Below are 240 nucleotides of genomic sequence, written 5' to 3' on the forward strand. Positions count from 1 at the left end.
ATCACGCATGAGTGCACGGACGCTCGCTCGCTCAGTTGTGGCAGACCTTGGCGGTGGGCATGGTGACGCAGATGGGCGCGTACTTCTTCTTCGCGTCGGGGCTCCCGTTCTTCACGCCCGACGCTGCGATCGCGGCCCCGCCGATGGCCGATACGGCCGCGGCGGCTGCGGCGAACATCACGGCGCGGCGGCCCTCGGCGCCCCCGGCCTCCTCGGCCTGCAGCTTGGCGGCCGGCTCCT

The 240-nt window shown here is 72.1% G+C and carries 1 protein-coding gene; it reads right to left on the reverse strand.

Annotation, left to right across the window (positions count from 1 at the left end):
- Positions 1 to 31 precede the first annotated feature (31 nt).
- Positions 32 to 240: hypothetical protein (locus AB1471_RS17830; RefSeq protein ID WP_367781051.1), on the reverse strand; the 209-nt coding region annotated here is incomplete at its 5' end.

It is taken from the genome of Jeotgalibacillus marinus (assembly GCF_040801915.1).
Lineage (GTDB): Bacteria > Bacillota > Bacilli > Bacillales > Jeotgalibacillaceae > Jeotgalibacillus > Jeotgalibacillus marinus.